This is a genomic window from Lentilactobacillus farraginis DSM 18382 = JCM 14108 (genome assembly GCF_000583655.1).
In the GTDB taxonomy this organism is placed as follows: Bacteria; Bacillota; Bacilli; order Lactobacillales; family Lactobacillaceae; genus Lentilactobacillus; species Lentilactobacillus farraginis.
Genome location: NZ_BAKI01000051.1, coordinates 1 through 15,847, shown reverse-complemented (window position 1 = coordinate 15,847; position 15,847 = coordinate 1). Strand labels below are relative to the sequence as shown.

At 44.7% G+C, this 15,847-nt stretch carries 17 protein-coding genes and 2 pseudogenes; 4 read left to right on the top strand and 15 right to left on the bottom strand.

The genetic code is table 11. The features are described 5' to 3' along the window. Positions 1 to 146: 146 nt before the first annotated feature. The 10 genes and pseudogenes from arcC to menB form a co-directional block, all read right to left on the bottom strand. Positions 147 to 1,097, bottom strand: coding sequence for a carbamate kinase (gene arcC / locus JCM14108_RS12310; protein WP_035181194.1), 951 nt, complete (start codon positions 1,095 to 1,097; stop codon positions 147 to 149). A gap of 12 nt (positions 1,098 to 1,109) precedes the next feature. Continuing rightward, positions 1,110 to 2,207, bottom strand: a complete 1,098-nt coding sequence (gene aguA / locus JCM14108_RS12305) for an agmatine deiminase (protein WP_035181192.1) — start codon at positions 2,205 to 2,207, stop codon at positions 1,110 to 1,112. Positions 2,208 to 2,243: 36 nt separating this feature from the next. Continuing rightward, positions 2,244 to 3,664 (bottom strand): annotated as a pseudogene (locus tag JCM14108_RS12300) (APC family permease). A 36-nt stretch (positions 3,665 to 3,700) separates the two neighbouring features. Then, entirely contained in the window at positions 3,701 to 4,735 is a 1,035-nt protein-coding gene (gene ptcA / locus JCM14108_RS12295; RefSeq protein WP_035181191.1) for a putrescine carbamoyltransferase, read from the bottom strand. A gap of 375 nt (positions 4,736 to 5,110) precedes the next feature. Beyond that, positions 5,111 to 5,701 (bottom strand): histidine phosphatase family protein, encoded by a 591-nt coding sequence (locus JCM14108_RS12290; RefSeq protein ID WP_035181189.1) that lies wholly within the window; start codon positions 5,699 to 5,701, stop codon positions 5,111 to 5,113. 16 nt (positions 5,702 to 5,717) lie between these two features. Further along, on the bottom strand, positions 5,718 to 6,476 hold the full coding sequence (locus JCM14108_RS12285) for an adenosylcobinamide-GDP ribazoletransferase (RefSeq protein ID WP_035181187.1): 759 nt from the start codon (positions 6,474 to 6,476) through the stop codon (positions 5,718 to 5,720). Between the two features lie 21 nt (positions 6,477 to 6,497). After that, positions 6,498 to 7,226 carry a hypothetical protein gene (locus JCM14108_RS12280; protein WP_035181186.1) on the bottom strand — a complete coding sequence of 243 codons (729 nt, stop codon included), beginning with the start codon at positions 7,224 to 7,226 and terminating at the stop codon, positions 6,498 to 6,500. Between the two features lie 14 nt (positions 7,227 to 7,240). Continuing rightward, positions 7,241 to 7,747, bottom strand: coding sequence for an ECF transporter S component (locus JCM14108_RS12275; protein ID WP_035181185.1), 507 nt, complete (start codon positions 7,745 to 7,747; stop codon positions 7,241 to 7,243). A gap of 118 nt (positions 7,748 to 7,865) precedes the next feature. Then, positions 7,866 to 9,296 carry an o-succinylbenzoate--CoA ligase gene (locus JCM14108_RS12270; RefSeq protein ID WP_035181183.1) on the bottom strand — a complete coding sequence of 477 codons (1,431 nt, stop codon included), beginning with the start codon at positions 9,294 to 9,296 and terminating at the stop codon, positions 7,866 to 7,868. Between the two features lie 14 nt (positions 9,297 to 9,310). Next, positions 9,311 to 10,132, bottom strand: a complete 822-nt coding sequence (menB, locus tag JCM14108_RS12265) for a 1,4-dihydroxy-2-naphthoyl-CoA synthase (protein WP_035181181.1) — start codon at positions 10,130 to 10,132, stop codon at positions 9,311 to 9,313. A gap of 36 nt (positions 10,133 to 10,168) precedes the next feature. Here menB and JCM14108_RS12260 point away from each other — a divergent pair, with 36 nt between their 5' ends. The 3 genes from JCM14108_RS12260 to JCM14108_RS12250 all read left to right on the top strand — a co-directional run bounded on the left by JCM14108_RS12260 (position 10,169) and on the right by JCM14108_RS12250 (position 12,426). Then, complete coding sequence (locus JCM14108_RS12260) at positions 10,169 to 10,540, top strand: PaaI family thioesterase (RefSeq protein WP_035181178.1); 372 nt, start codon at positions 10,169 to 10,171, stop codon at positions 10,538 to 10,540. 189 nt (positions 10,541 to 10,729) lie between these two features. After that, positions 10,730 to 11,758 (top strand): sensor histidine kinase, encoded by a 1,029-nt coding sequence (locus JCM14108_RS12255; RefSeq protein WP_035181175.1) that lies wholly within the window; start codon positions 10,730 to 10,732, stop codon positions 11,756 to 11,758. A 14-nt stretch (positions 11,759 to 11,772) separates the two neighbouring features. After that, positions 11,773 to 12,426 (top strand): response regulator, encoded by a 654-nt coding sequence (locus JCM14108_RS12250; RefSeq protein ID WP_035181173.1) that lies wholly within the window; start codon positions 11,773 to 11,775, stop codon positions 12,424 to 12,426. A 79-nt stretch (positions 12,427 to 12,505) separates the two neighbouring features. Here the strand turns inward: JCM14108_RS12250 and JCM14108_RS12245 are convergent, their stop codons facing one another. After that, positions 12,506 to 13,387: a helix-turn-helix domain-containing protein gene (locus JCM14108_RS12245; RefSeq protein WP_035181170.1), complete on the bottom strand. Its 882-nt coding sequence runs from the start codon at positions 13,385 to 13,387 to the stop codon at positions 12,506 to 12,508. Positions 13,388 to 13,417: 30 nt separating this feature from the next. Then, entirely contained in the window at positions 13,418 to 13,741 is a 324-nt protein-coding gene (locus tag JCM14108_RS12240) for a metal-sulfur cluster assembly factor (protein WP_035181168.1), read from the bottom strand. 327 nt (positions 13,742 to 14,068) lie between these two features. On the opposite strand from JCM14108_RS12240, the gene JCM14108_RS12235 reads away from it, so the two are divergent. Then, positions 14,069 to 14,563, top strand: a complete 495-nt coding sequence (locus JCM14108_RS12235; RefSeq protein WP_035181167.1) for an O-acetyl-ADP-ribose deacetylase — start codon at positions 14,069 to 14,071, stop codon at positions 14,561 to 14,563. A gap of 110 nt (positions 14,564 to 14,673) precedes the next feature. Here the strand turns inward: JCM14108_RS12235 and JCM14108_RS12230 are convergent, their stop codons facing one another. From JCM14108_RS12230 to JCM14108_RS15570, 3 genes and pseudogenes are all read right to left on the bottom strand, one after another. Beyond that, on the bottom strand, positions 14,674 to 14,982 hold the full coding sequence (locus JCM14108_RS12230) for a glycine cleavage system H family protein (RefSeq protein ID WP_035181164.1): 309 nt from the start codon (positions 14,980 to 14,982) through the stop codon (positions 14,674 to 14,676). Next, a complete protein-coding gene (locus JCM14108_RS15575) occupies positions 14,966 to 15,502 on the bottom strand; it encodes a lyase family protein (RefSeq protein WP_237745827.1) in 537 nt (178 codons plus the stop codon). The genes JCM14108_RS12230 and JCM14108_RS15575 overlap by 17 nt, the downstream gene beginning before the upstream one ends. Then, a pseudogene (locus JCM14108_RS15570) lies at positions 15,448 to 15,847 on the bottom strand (lyase family protein); the annotation flags it as partial. The pseudogene JCM14108_RS15570 and the gene JCM14108_RS15575, both read right to left, overlap by 55 nt.

Below are 15,847 nucleotides of genomic sequence, written 5' to 3'. Positions count from 1 at the left end.
AATTTTATAATTATTAGAACTGCTTTTTAAATGCAAAAAAGGGCAATTTATCACGTCCTTAAAAGAACGTGTTTCCTTGCCTTATATTAAAACAGGACCGGACAACTGTTTTGTCGCGGTCCCTAATTTAAATTCAAGTATGTTTACTAAACGCGAACGGCCTGTTTCACAATAGTCGTGCCTTCCGTGCCCTTAATGATACTTTGAACGTCTTCCAAAGCACCGATTACTGCCGGATTGCCGGTATTTCGGACAAAGTCAACTGCCGCCTTCACCTTCGGCATCATGCTGCCTTTAGCAAATTCATCAGCATCAATATGCTTCTGAATTTCATCGACACCAACTTCTTTGAGTTCTTGTTGATTTGGCTTGCCATAGTTGTAGAAGACGCCGCCAACAGATGTTAAAATAATGAGTTTGTCAGCATCAATCAATTGGGCAATCTTGGAAGCACTGAAGTCTTTATCGATCACCGCTTCGGTTCCGATTAATCGGTTACCTTTTTTAACAACCGGAATGCCGCCACCACCTGAAACAATCGGAATAATCCCCGCATCGACAACCTGCTTAATAGCGTGGTATTCATTGATAGCTAATGGTTTGGGAGAAGGAACTACCCGCCGATAACCCCGGCCGGCATCTTCGACAATTTCCCAATCAGGGTGTTGGGCTTTTAATTCGGCAACTTCATCAGCCTTATAGAAGGGGCCAATTGGCTTTGAGGGGTTTTGAAAAGCCGAATCGTTTTCGTCGACAACCGTCTGGGTCACAATGGAAATGACATCTTTATCAATCCCATTTGCCAGCAGTTCTTCTTTCATCGCATTTTGGAACCAATAGCCGATCGCGCCCTGCGTCATTGCCCCACAAGTATCAAGGGGCATGGCAGGATTCTCATTACTGTCGGCAGCCAGCTGCTGCAGCAAAAGATTGCCGACTTGCGGACCGTTTCCATGGGTAATAATCAATTGATCGCCATTCTTAATAAAATTAACTAATTCCTTGGCCGTTTCTTTAACAGCTTTCATCTGGGCTTTGGCAGAAGCATCCTTTGACAGGATGGCATTTCCGCCCAACGCAACAACTATTTTTGCCAAATCAAATTCCTCCTATCTACCAGCTGGTACCTGTTGGGTAATGCAGTGGATATTACCCCCGCCCAATAAGATTTCACGGGCAGCAACACCGACAATTTTACGATCCGGGTAAAGCCGCTGTAATGTTTCCTTGGCCTTGACATCATTTGGATCACCAAATTCAGGAAAGACAATTCCGCCATTTGCCGTATAGTAATTGACGTAGCTGGCAGCCAATCGGTCGCCTTCCTGACGTGGCAAGGTGCCATCAACGGCATCCACGCCTTCGCTTTCTTCTTTCGTAATCGTAACGGGCTTTGGCACATATAGTTTTTCAACTTTAAGTTTGCGCCCTTTAGCGTCAGTCGCGTTACTTAAAATATCATAATCTTCTTTGGAAATTTCATACTGGGGATCACTTTTATCGTCCGTCCAGGCCAGGGCAACGACACCCGGCTTAACAAAGTTGGCAATATTATCAACGTGGCCGTTGGTTTCATCGTTGTAAATACCACGCTTCAACCAGATCACTTTATCCAGGTTCAAATATTCTTTTAATACATTCTCAATCTGTTCTTTGGATAACTGTGAATTTCGTCCTTTTGAGAGCAGGCATTCTTCAGTTGTGATTAAAGTACCTTCACCGTCAACGTGAATTGACCCACCTTCAAGAATGAAATCATCCAGGCGATAACGATCGGCATGTTCTAATTCGGTTACTTTCTGAGCTACCCGGTCGTCCTTATCCCAAGGGAAGTACAAACCATCAACTAGACCGCCCCACGCATTAAAAGTCCAATCGACACCGCGAAGATCCCCGGCTTCATTGGTCACAAATGTCGGACCGCAATCACGAATCCACGAATCATCGCTGGAAATTTCAACGACTTCAACGTCATCCGGCAGCATGTGACGGGCATTGGCAAACTGTTCATCCGAAACGCCAACCGTTACGTGTTCAAATTGCGAAATGGCTTTGGCGACGTTCACGAACGTATGCTGTGCCGGTTTGGCACCGTTTCGCCAATTGTCCGGGCGCTCTGGCCAAAGAATATACACGCCCTTATGATGTTCAAATTCGCCGGGCATTCTGAAACCATCTTTTTTAGGTGATGATTGTAAAGTTTTCATTTTATTTAACTTCCTTTACTTTTAAATCAAAGTCAACTATTTTTCTAATGCGTGTTCGGGGTGTCCTTTGAGGTGACTGCTCGCTTCTTGACGGGCCTTTTTATCACCGTGCTTTTCAGCAATCCGAATACAAATTTCGCCAAGAATCAGCGTTACAATCGTTCCAATTAGGACCGGACCTTTGCCGTTGATTTCTTCAGCACTGCCGTTCAGCGGGACTGCGACATAATCACGGTAATTACCAAAAGGGCAACCGGAATCCAAGTCATTAGCCAAATCATCAGCTTATTACCGGGAACTTTAAATGGTCGTTCAGTGTCCGGATCAATTTTACGAAGTTTGCTGAAAGCCGGAAACATTAGGATATAGGATCCCAACAGGGCAACCACGTTAAGTGAGAAGAACGCCCAGAAAATATTTTGGTTGGGAATCAACGGTGAAACAACTACCAGAATGGCGGCAATCACACCGTTTAAAATCGTAGCGCCAACCGGCATCTCGTTCTTTTTACTTTCAATCGCGAAAACTGCCGGCAAATCATGATTCTTAGCAGCATACGAAGCAACGTAGTTTACACCGGCGGACCACGAAATCAGATTAGCCGCCAATGTATACATAAACAGAATCGCAATCAAAACCACAAACCAGTTGTTACCACCAATCAGTAACAAGATACTTTCCATTAAACCACTCGATGTTGATAATTGATCACTCGGAATAGCGACGCCCATTCCAAATGCGGCGAATACATAGAAAACCGCGATAAGAATTCCGCCCCAAATAATGGCTTGGGGAATTTGTTTCTTTGGATTCGGCATTTCACTGGCCATCGAGGTAACCACTTCAAATCCCAAAAAGTTAAACAGAATCACGGAGATGTAACCAAGGCTTTTAACGTCCATTTGCGGCAGCATTGTCTTCACTGTGAAGTTGCTGGCAACCCCTTTGGTCATTGCTACATAAATCCCAAGAATTCCCAAGCTTAACATGATAACCACTTTGGCGATTGCCGCTAAATTCAAAATCCATTTACTATCCGCGATTGGATAACAGGAAATTAACGTCACAACCCCAATGAAAACCAACTGAATCAAAACATTGGTCCATGTCCCAAAATGAAATGGTGAAACCTGACCGATCACGCCGGTAAACAAAACCGCTAAACTGGCCATCCAGATCGGAAAGTTAATCCAATAAAGCCAGGCGGCCCGACCGCCCCAGCGCTTGCCAAAAGCTTTTCTGACCCAATCATAGATGCCGCCGTCACCGTCATAAGTCGTCCCAAGTTCCGCAGAAATTAATCCGTATGGCAGGAAGAAGAGAATCAGAAGTGCTCCCCACCAGAAGAATTGCGAAGGCCCGATTGCTGCGGCTGGTGCGACCGATTCAACCACCAGAACCACTACGACCGCCATTAGAACCGCATCAAATAATCTAAACTTTTTCTCTTTTTCCATTTCTTCCACCTTTATTAAAATCTGTTAGACGACTGATTAACGAGTTGAGTTGTCGACCAAGTTAAGAATCATTGATTTCAATTTTGGATCATTTAAGTCATCCAATTGTTTTTCAGTGTAGTTCATTGATGGTGCCATTAAGTACACAAGCAAAGCTCGCATTGCAGTCAACCGGTTTTCGGCTTCATCCCACGCAATTGAAGCTGGTGAATCAATCACGCTGTCAGTAACCTCCTCGCCTCGGTTGGCTGGCAGGCAGTGCATAAACATGGCGTGACTTGAAGCTTTACTCATTAAATCATCGTTTACTTGATATTTCGGATAGAAAATCTTCATTCTTTCATCATATGAAAGTGGCGCTTCATACAGGCCGTACCAAACATCGGTGTAAATGAAATCAGCATCCTTAAGTGCTTCATCGGCATCTTCGGTAATCTCAACACTACCACCTGAAAGTTCAGCGTTCTTTTGACCGATTGCCAAAGTTTCCGGTTTAATCTGATAACCCTTAGGACCAAATTGAACGAACTTCATGCCCATTTTGGAAGCCATAAACATGGTTGAAACACAAACCTGAGTAGCGTCCCCAACGAAAACAATCTTGCAGTCGCTGAGCTTCTTACCTGCTGGTAAATGTTCCGCCATTGTGATGATGTCGCCGACTTCTTGGGTTGGATGGTTATAATCACTCATCCCGTTAAGAACAGGAACCGTTGCCGTTTGAGCTAATTTTTGAACCGTTTCATGCTTGGCAACCCGTGCCATTAGGATATCAACCAATCGTGACAACACAATTGCGGTGTCCCCCAGTGATTCGCTTTCGGCACTGCCTAAATGAATTTGACCCGGTGCAAGATATTGTGCGTGGCCCCCTAATTGGGTCATGGCTGTTTCAAACGAAACTCGAGTTCGGGTTGAGGACTCTTCAAAGATCATTCCCAATGTCCGATGTGGCAAAAGTTGCGGGTAGTTGCCCAACTTGATGTCGCGCTTAATTTGAATCCCCAAATTAATCAAGTATTGAATTTCGTCTCGGGTATAGGTATTTGTATCGATAAAGTCTCGTTTCATGATGTTATCTCCTAGTCTTTTTGAATTCGTTTTTTGATGTTCCAGAAATCCTCGAGTATTTCTTTACGAGTCTTACTATACGTTATGAAAACGCTTAAGCATAGTCTTTTGAGCCTTATCGACATGGATAAAACCAGCCTGTATTTTGTTCCGGAACGCGGAACATGTTACATTCGTGGCAAACAATTGAAATGACTGCATTTACCCGCTTTAAGTTACATAGTAGTGTTAGTAAAACGTTTTTACTTGAATGGAACAAAAAATACCGGTCAGTCTGAGCATGACTAACCAGTATTTCACTAAACTGCGTATTTATTGAATTATGCTGATACTTCATTTAATGAGCCGTATAAACGCTTTCCCAAAGTTTATCCTCTAAACTTCATACTTCACCCCAACACACCCGCCATTTCCGTCCACCTCATAAACTGAATATGTTCCAGCAACAAACTTAGGTTGCCAGAAAGCTGTTTCGGGAAAGAAAAATTGGTTGATGACTCGCAAGACTCCCAAGTGGGCGATTACCAATACTTCATCATTTGATGCTGAGCCAACCAGTATCTTTTCGAGGGCACTCAATACGCGAACCCTGAAATCCTGAAAGTTTTCGCCGTTGGTAGGTGGGACACCGAACGGATCTTCTAACCAACGCTGCCAATCCAGCGGATATTTTTGTTGGATTTCGTCAGCATCCAATCCTTCCCAAGCGCCAAAATGAAGTTCTTCAAGTTGTTCAAACTGCTGAAGCCGGCTGTTAGAGTGTTGCTTAATAATGAGTCTTGCCGTTTGACGAGCTCGTTTTAAATCACTGATTGCAATCAAATCCAATGGCAACCCCTGGTATTTGACCGCCAAACGATTTGCATCTGCTAGTCCGGTCTCGTTTAAAGGAACATCAGCGGCCCCATAGAATTTTTTCTGCCGGTTATAATCGGTTTGCCCATGTCTGGCAACGTACAGTTTCACTTTGATCCCTCCATAACTATAGCCATTTGGTGATAATTGCGTACATCAAAAGAAAACCGACTTGGGCAATTTCCGCAAATCCGCCCAGTGTGTCACCACTGAAACCACCCAATAATTTCAACATGTATCGTCGATAACCAATTGCAATGATTACCACCATTAGATAGCCTAAAAGGCCTTGATATCCCAATAATAAAACTATTAAAAATATCGAAATAATTTGAGAAACCACAATCCGCCAAGCCTTAATTCCCTGCCAAATGGTTGCCAAACCGGGAGCGTCTCCCGCATAAACCATCTTGTAGAACAAAAGTGAAATCCCCGTTTTAGCCATCATAATACTGATGACTACCAAGCCAGCCAATTGAAAACGATCAAATCTACCGGCTAACACGCCGCCCAAACCAAAGATAATCGCGTAAAAATATATGAGTGCCAATGTCCCCATCGTACCAAGGCGGCTGTCTTTCATAATTTTAAACATTTTGTCCGACGTTCGAGCCGACATCACGCCATCCGCGGTGTCTGCCAAAGCATCTAAATGAAAGCCACCCGTAATCATGCCGTCGGTTATCCAAAGAAGCAGCCAGGCAAACCATTTGGGAAAAAGATAGGTATAGCCTAAAAACACCCCCGCTTCCAAAATTCCCAACAGTAGTCCAAAAAAAGTAAAATACTGAATATTATCACGAAATTTAGCGCCGGGATTCTTAATTTCAATTGGAATGGGAAGCCGGGTAAAAAATTGTGCGTACAAAATCAGTCCGTGAATCATCGTGCGTTGCCTCCAGCCCAATTAATTTAAATCCAATAGATACGTTACCTGTGGAAACCGGCGCTCAAATGATTGCCGGTTGATCGGGTCGACACCGATCAAAACAACCGTTGCCGGTCCGGCCGATTGTGTCATAAAAGCTGAATTTAGCAGCTCCTGATTTTCAATCGTTAAATAATGGGTTGCCGCCAACTGACCAATCTCAAACGCAATGCCTTTTGAGCCCACCGGCAGCATATCGATAACGGCTGAATCCGCCCGCAGCTTTTGAATGATATCGTATGAGAACAAGTCAATAAAATGCTGTTTAACAGCATCACCGACCAGCGGCTCTCCCAATCGATAAACAGACATCGGCTGATGATGATTTAAACCAACCAGCGACCTGGTCGTCTTACCAACAACGGTCACACCAATCGAAGTTGTCGTGGTCGGCATATTGTCTTCAGTACTGCCATTTAGCATCGCTGCCGATAAGCCGGCCCGCTTTAATTCCCGGGTCAAACCAGCAATCATCAATTCACCGGTCGGCTTCATTTCATTGCCGATTGTATCAATAACCGAGATTGGCTGCGCACCGAAGCAGAATAATTCCATCAACGGCACCCGTAACGCGAAGCCGGCCGTTACATCGGGTGATACGGTCACCGTATCGGCTGGCTTTGAACCAATTCCCGCACTGACATCGCAGGCAATTACCAAAGAACCGGCATCCCCAAACGGTTCAATTGTTAAATCACGGTATCTCAAAAGAATTGCCTCCTCTATCGTTGACGACGCGTCAGGGCCGTCAGCTTTTGTTTTAATTGTTGGGGCAAAAATGCATTTACCAATTCACATAATACCAAATTCAAAATGGTTGCCAATGTTAACGGCATAAAAAACGCAAAAATCCCCTGCCTTAAGAGCGGATATAGTAAAACCAGCTCCAGCGGTACATTAATTAAGTAGCCAATGACATCAGTCGTTATAATTACCAAGCTTTGGCGCCATTTCAACCGTTGTCGAAGTAAGCCAAAGACAAACATGCAGGCAGCCATCATTACGCCAATAATCAAATGTACCGGTAGGGTTAAGGGAAAACCGGCCAACATTGCCGATAGTAGGTGGCCAAACACCCCTAAAAATGCGCCAACAGCTGGGCCAAGCAGAATGGCCCCCAGAAAAGCCGGCGCCGAATCCAGAGCAATCGATCCCATAATCTTAACATTTGCGCCAACAATACAAAGTGCCAGGAAGATGGCGGTTAACGTTACTTTTCGTAAATAAATATTCTGCGTGTTGATTGTGTATTCGTCCCTTTCTTAACCGAGCAACAAAAACAGCAGAATAGTCGTTAATGAACTGCCTATGCTGCTGTTTTCAATTTAATTCAATTATTCCAAACAATTAACGTCCTTCATTCAATCGTTCCTTCAACTTGAAACGCTGGATCTTTCCGCCGGCATTCATTGGCAGCCGATCCAGTCGATAAAACCGTCGGGGTACCTTATAGTGAGCCAGACGCTGACGGCCATAGTCACTTAGTGCCGACGCTGAAAGCGGCTTGGAACTGACGATAAAGGCAACCGGGGACTGGCCCCATTCCGGATCCGAAACGCCAATCACCGCAATATCCTCAATCCCCGGATAAGTTGCATAAACTGCTTCGATCTCATCCGGAAAAATATTTTCACCACCAGAAATAATCATGTCATCGATTCGGCCGTCCACGTAAAGAAAGCCGGCTGCATCCAAGTGGCCAACGTCGCCGGTGTGATACCAACCAGTTGCCGTTTTCTTTTTGGCCAACGCTCCCGGTCGGTTTAAATATCCTGGTGTCAACGCCGGTGTTTTAATTAAAATTTCGTGATTATCAGCGGCCAGTTTAAGTTGGGTCAAGAACAACGGTTTACCCACCGAACCAACTTTTTTATCAGCATCTTCATTGTTTAGCGCCACAATCTGCGAACAGGTCTCCGTCATCCCATAGGATTGAACGACGGGAATACCGTATTTTTGGCATCTGGTTAGTGTCTGCCGATCAATTGGACCGCCGCCCAGCAGCATACAGCGAAACCGCTTATTATAGCCGCCAGCATGTTGATCTCTTAAATCCAGCAGCTTTTTGAGCATGTAGGGAACGACCGACATGGTTGTTACCGGTTCTTTTCTCAAGATCGTATCAATAACTTGCGGGTCAAATCGCGAAACCAATCGCACCGTCATTCCATATATCAACCCCCGCATCATGATTGAAAAACCACTGATGTGAAAAATCGGCACCGCGCATAACCATTCGTCACGCGGCAGTATACCCAGATTAAGCGATGAAGCAACAGCTGAAGAAAAGTGATTACCAAACGTCTGCATAACGCCTTTCGGTGCGCCGGTCGTCCCGGAAGTATACATAATGCTGGCAACGGTTTCCTGTTGAAACTGGGAAGTCAATTCTTCCGGTTGGGCCGCCTGCTGACAAACCTGGCTGAATTTGATGAATTTACCACCAAAGCTGTCACGCCACAGTGAGTCGGCTACCAAACAAACACTGGGCCGACTGTCACTTAACTGCTGATTGATTTCATCGTCTGAAAGTCGCCAGTTAACCCAGACAATTGTCCGGCCGCTGGCAAGGATCGCCAACGCCATTTGATAACCTAGAAGTGAGTTGGACGTCATGATGGCCACTCGGCGGCCAGCCAAAGCGCCCGAACGATTCAACTGGCCCACCAACTTTTTCAACCGCTCAGCCAAACCTGAAAAAGTCAGCCTTTCGGTACCATCGTCAACTGCTACCCGGTCCGGTAAAAGAGCTGCCTGTTTTGTAATCCAATTATCCAATCTGCTCAACCTCTTTATGGAAATTTCGGAAACTGATCGAAGTCCGGTTTGCGTTTTTCATTAAAGGCATCACGGCCTTCCTTACCTTCATCAGTTGTGTAAAACAGCATTGTGGCATCCCCACCCAATTGCTGCAAGCCGGCCAGGCCATCCGTATCAGCATTCATCGCTGCTTTGATAAAGCGCAGTGCTGTCGGCGACTTAGTCAAAATTTCACGACACCAATCAAGCGTCACGGATTCAACGTCTGCCAGTGGTACCACTTTATTGATCCAGTTCATCTGAAAAGCTTCTTCAGCACTGTAAAAATGATTTAGGAACCAGACTTCTTTAGCCCGTTTATGACCGATTACCCGGGCAAGGTAACCGGAACCATAGCCGGCGTCAAAACTGCCGACCTTGGGACCGGTTTGACCAAATTTGGCATTATCGGCCGCAATCGTCAAATCACAGACCAGCTGTAAGATATTACCACCACCAACTGACCAGCCTTTAACCATTGCAATGACGGGTTTGGGGATAATTCGAATCAAATGCTGCAGATCCAAAACATTCAATCTGGCAATGTGATCGGGACCGACATAGCCGCCGTTACCCCGGACACCCTGATCACCACCGGAAGAAAAGGCTTTGTCGCCGGCTCCCGTTAGAATGATAACGCCGATTGTGCTATCATCACGACAGATACTAAACGCGTCAATCATTTCTTGGATTGTTACCGGTGTAAATGCGTTCATTTTCTCCGGCCGATTCATTGTAATTTTAGCAATTTTATCCGCCCGTTCGAAAATAATTTCTTTATATGCTTTAACTGGCTTCCAGTTAACTGATGTCATATAATTCAATCCTTTCAATTTGGAGTGTGATCAATCATGCATAATTTAATGACAACCCTTGGTATTAAAACCAACTGTGTCACCAAAACTAAAGTTATTATATCACTTAAAGTAAGTGATTCCGTCAAGCAGCCGTATGGTTTTTTACACGGCGGCGTCAATACCGTCATGGCAGAAACGGCGGCTTCCCTTGGTGCCAACCGTAATCTAAACCCTAATGAACACGCTGTTGGCGTTGACGTTACCACCCATCATTTAAAACCAGTTGGTTCGGGAACAATTATCGCTACCGCAACACCGTTGCATATCGGCCGCCGACTGCAAACCTGGCAGGTCATGATTAAACATAAGGAGCAGCTAACCAGTATCAGTACCGTTACACTTACCAACGTTTCCAATCACGAGTGACCCGCCATCATATTGCCCTTTAAGTACCTACTGAATATTAATTAGTTGGTCGGCAAGCAGCCCAAAGATAATTTTTTTACTAAAGAGAGGTTTCATTATGCTTTAACCCTGTTATAATTTAATGTTAAATGGTATTATTTTATAGTTGTCAACGTGACGTCACATTCTCATGAAGGGAGACTAACGCCTATGCTGGAAACCCAGAATTGGATCACCCGCTACTTTGACGAAGCAACGGACGCGGTATTTATCTTTGCAAACAATCAACTAGTTGTTTGTAACCAGGCAGCCAGTGAATTGCGTGAGGTATTGAAGGTCGTCCCCCAGTACCTATTGGCAGTCGCGGATGCCGCCGTTAAACAGCGCTTCTCACAAACCGATAACTGTTTTAGCTGTGTTATTAAAAACCACATGCGTGAAATTTCAATTCCACTTAATCTGACACCTGAATCTTCAAATTCGCTTAGATATTTTATGGTTTATCATCTTATCGACAAACAGGAGCACGTCTTCTCACTGACACTTAAGAGTCGCGGTGTTGTCAAACGAATGGATCAGATGGCTAAGCAGCGGCAGCTCACCCGCTATGTTAACCGAGCCCATGAAGCAGAACGAAAACGAATTTCCCAAGACCTTCATGACAGTATCGCGCAAGGCGTCTATTCAGCAATTATGGGTGTTCGTCGGTTAAGTGAAGGGACGCTTTCGTCCGACCAGACGGCCCAATTAGCCAACGAAATTGAACACCAGTTAGCCGATACCTTATCAGAAGTTAAGGGCATGGCGCTGGATATTAGGCCCTCTGTTCTGGACAACTTTGGCCTGTTAGCAGCTTTGCGGGTCTTAGCCAAACGGCTTGCCGAAAATTCCGGGACTGCCATTTCGGTCATTGGCGATGCTGATACATCTCACCTGAGTACGGATGTTCAAAGTGTTCTGTATCGAATTGGTCAGGAGTCCATCAATAATGCCTTAAAACATGCTCAAGCCCATGAAATCAACGTCCTTTTGGTAACACATGACCACTACATGCTGCTGGAAATTATTGATGACGGCATTGGCTTCAACGTCCCGAAACATCAGCGCTTTAACGGTCGCTCGCTGGGACTGATGAATATGAATGAACGGGTCAAAGCCCTAAATGGTACTTTTGAAATTAAATCCGAACCGGGAAACGGTACCACGGTAACTGCCAAGTTCCCGGTTGAATTTTCGTAGCGAGGTAAATGCTTATGCTAAAAGTTTTAATTGCAGATGATCACGCGGTTGTTCGCCAGGGCCTCGCCTATTTGATTAACGGGCAACCGGATTTTAAAGTAGTCGCTGAAGCGGCAAACGGCACCGATGCCTATGCCCAAGTTGAAAGTGGCAATATTGATCTGTTGGTAATGGATCTCAGCATGCCGCCGGGAGAAAGTGGACTGGTAACTACTCAACGGATTCACGAACGGTTTCCAAAAGTTAAAATATTGATTCTTTCCATGCACGAAGAACAAGAATACATCAATAAAGCAATCCATAACGGTGCGATGTCCTATATTTTGAAAAGCTCACCGGATAGCGAATTAGTCAGGGGGCTTAACGCCTTGGCGGCTGATAAACGTTACATAGATCAAAACATCACCTTGACTAAATCCGATATTAAGCAAATCGAAGCAGACGGAATTGATGCCCACCTTCAAGGATATCGCAGCCTATCAAAGCGGGAACGAGAAGTTTTCCCTTTAATGGCAATGGGCTATACGAATAAGGAAATTGCCAACCGGCTGTTTATTTCAACCAAAACAGTCGAGGCGCACAAAGCCAGTATTATGCACAAACTATCCCTTCATTCACGGCCTGAACTGGTTCGATATGCCGTCCACCACCACCTAATCGAATTTTAAAATAATAATCGGCCCAGACACCCGAGTCAAAACGGTGTGTCTGAGCCGATTTAATTTCAAGATGTTAAGCTCAACCAAGCTAAACGCGACTGACGTAACCCTTTTTTAACGCAGCTACCCGCAGCTCAATTACCTGATTATGATTCAGTCTGGCAAAGGCCAACGCCTCGCTGAGCAACCGTTGAATATCGCTTCTGTCTGCCTTTTCCTGAACGGCGTTTTCAGCAGCCAAAAATTTTAACCGGGGCAAATAATACGTCACATGGTTTTGAGAACAAAGTGCAACCCCCGAATCAATCAATTGATCGCTCAAGTTAAGATTTCCCTTGTTGGCATAATAGTTGGCCGTATAAAAAATCAAGGTTAGAAGCCGCAGATAATCCGCGTATTCTTCATTAACCAACGTCTCTTTCAAGGAAGCTCTGATAAAATCATGGGCCTTCTTAAAAAAGAAATCCGCACGAGCCGGCTGATTAATTCGTGTGTATGTAATCCCCGAACCAACATAGGCAAGTTGCGTAAAAATCGTTTGATGCTTTTCATCCAGTTCATCCAGAATTTGAGAAAAGTCAAATAAGACCTCATCCGGCTTTTTATTGGTTACCGCATTCAGCATGCCCCGCAAGTAAAAAAACTGCATTCGCAGCGGGATTCCCGTGATCTGGGCCTCATCAATTTCTTTAAGGGCTGCTTGAACCTTCAGATACTTTTCCATCATTAAGTCTCTCTCAATGATATTCAAGCGTTTTCTGATCGCCGCAATGGACGAAGCCGGATCTTCATTAAGCTCGTCAACGGTAATCCCCATTCGGGCACAAAGCCGGTTCAAAATCGATAGTGACGGCACCCGACCGTTTCGTTCAAATTTACTCAAAGTCGCCTGAGTACAAATACCCTTGCAAAGCTTCATTTGTGATAGCTTCAAAGCTTTTCTTCGATCCACAAATTTTTTAATATCCATTATTATCAATCCATTCTATTCCAGACCCTGTTACTCGTGTATTCCCAACGCCACTTTTGCGAACCTGCTCATTTTGTGGATATCCCAAACCGGATCCCAAACAAGGTGAATTCTGCAGGTAGTAACGCCGTTAACTGCCGTTACTGCCGCTTTGATCTGATCTGATAACAGATTCCCCAGTGGACAGCCCATTGTGGTCAGCGTCATTGTAACGATGCAGTGGGTATCGGCAACTTGAATATTATAAATCAAGCCCAAATTGACCAAATCAACGCCCAATTCGGGATCAATAACCGTTTTCAGTGCCGTCTCGACTGCTTTTTCAATTGACGATTGGTTTACTGGCTTACCCACGGAAACCCCTCCTTATCAGTGGCGTATTGGTCATATTCGCTAAAGACACCGGCATACATAGAAACGACCCATAATCAATTAAAAATAAATGTGACTGATTACGTAAAATCCATCAATAACGGCCTTTCAGCTCTTTGCGTATTCTAATTATAACAAAAATATTCCAAAAAGAAATAAGAATTTCAACTCGGAGACCATGACCTTACTTCGAGCGGGAGACAGTCTTAAAAGCGGCCCAGCTTTGAGCCAAGCCGGATCGCTTTAATCAACTTTACAGGAACGCTATAATTACCAATGTAAACTCAGCAACCAGAAAGGAGAATTGGCATGGCTAATTTTAACGTTATCAAAGGAGACATTACAAAAATCAGCACTGACGCAATCGTCAATGCCGCCAACCAGGCGCTTGCCGGTGGCGGTGGTGTTGATGGTGCTATTCATCGAGCAGCCGGCCCACAACTGGATGCGGCCTGCCGAAAATTAACCGGCTGTCCAACCGGCGAAGCTAAAACGACACCGGGATTCAACCTACCCGCCAAATACATTATTCACACACCCGGACCCGTTTGGCGCGGTGGTCAGCGAAACGAAGACCAATTGCTGCGCAACTCCTATATTAATAGTTTAAAGCAGGCAGTTGCCCATCAGTGCAAGTCCGTTGCCTTTCCTTCAATCAGTACCGGCATTTATGATTTCCCACTTAATCGGGCAGCTGAAATTGCGACAACTGCCATTACAACCTTTGACGCGCCGCTTGACGTTACAATGGTTTGTTTCGATGATGTGACCTATCAGGCTTACCATCAAGCCTTACAAGCTTAATTATTACAGAATTACCTTCGTTTATATGCCAATTGGCAATGGTTTATGTTACAAAAAGGTCGATGCCCAAATCCGCATCGACCTTTTAAATTTTCTAAAGACGTTCTATTTTAAAACAACTCGATGATCCAATTCTTCTCCTCATCCGGGCTTTCCAAATATTCCGGATGATCTTTAAGCGCAAGATTTACTTTGGCAACTTTCCCTGCCAAGGGCGTATGAACTTCAGATACAGCTTTGGCGCCTTCAATCGATAGAACAACGTCACCCAATTTAACCTCAGCCAGACCATCCGGGAATGTCGCAAATGAAATCTCACCTATTTCCTGGCGAGCAATATCGTTAAACCCAATTCGAACGTGACCATTATCTAATTTTTTCTGCCATAAATACTTGGCATCGTCAATTGTTTGTGCCATTATTGATTACTCCCTTTTCATTTAATGGATGTCGTTTCCGATACAAATTCAAAATTTTATCCGTCTTTTCGACTGCGTGCGGAACACCGGCTTCCGGTGACATTACTTTGTCCAAGTCTTGGCGGCTCAGATATTTGGCAATCGTTTCATCGGTATAAAATAAATCCTTCAGCAACTTATCTTCTTTATCCGCCTTAACCCGCAAGCGAACCAATAATTCGTGGGCATCTTGTCTGCCAAGCCCCTTTTTTGCCAACGCCATCATCAAGGCACCGGAATACATCGTGCCATCGCCTAAAATAAAATTCTCAGCCATTCGCTTTGAATCAAACTGACCGGTTTTCAAAACGGTGGTCGCGTAGTTCAATTGTCCGGACAGATACATGGTGATCTCAGGCAGGACAATATAAATATCCCGCCAAACAGCGGTATCCTTTTCGCCACTAACCTGCATCGTATCATACATCAACGGCATTTCGTTTCGAATAACCGTTGCCAAATTAACAATTGCTTCACACATGTACGGTTCGCGAACGTCGGAATGACGGTTGACCCCTGTCTACCAGGTGCGTAGGCTTCCCGAAATTCGCCAACCTGAGTTTGACTCATCGTTAAAAGATTCTTTCCGAGTTTTCCAAGCATTTGAGCAATCATTGTTAAGACATGACAATATTCGGTAAACCGCTCCCGTTGTGTATGCCAATACATCTCCGGCACCTGAAGATTCAAATAATCGCAAAAGTCGGCCTCAACCTGGTCGTAGTTATCGCCAATCATCGTTGACAATCCCTCAACACCGGTTAAAGAACCCGCAAACGTAAAATCAGATAAGCTGTCCAGGCGCCGCATAAGATAATCTAACTCA